The organism is Burkholderia sp. AW49-1 (assembly GCF_053427845.1).
In genome coordinates this window covers 1-264 of sequence record NZ_JBSAXF010000137.1, presented here as the reverse complement: position 1 = coordinate 264, position 264 = coordinate 1, and the positions used below count along the sequence as shown (strand labels likewise).

General features: G+C 66.3%; 1 protein-coding gene. It reads left to right on the top strand.

Translation table 11 applies throughout. From position 1 onward, the window contains the following. Nucleotides 1–264: hypothetical protein (locus ACV22W_RS33765; protein ID WP_448023877.1), on the top strand; the 264-nt coding region annotated here is incomplete at both ends.

The following is a 264-nucleotide window of genomic DNA, read 5'->3' as shown; positions in this document are numbered from 1 at the left end:
ACCGAGAACAATATCGACCTGACGTCGGCGAACGTGAAGGCCGGCAGCCTGCACCTGGATGCCGGCAAGGACCTGATTCTCGATACGGCGACGAAGACGAATACGCGCGTGAGCCGCGACGGCGCGACGAGCGTGGCGACCACGCTCGGGCCGACCGCCAAACTCGACGTTGCGGGCGATGCGTCGATCACGACGGGCGGCAACTTCCAGCAGAACGCGGGCAACCTGTCGGTCGGCGGCAATCTCGGGATGAACGTCGGCGGC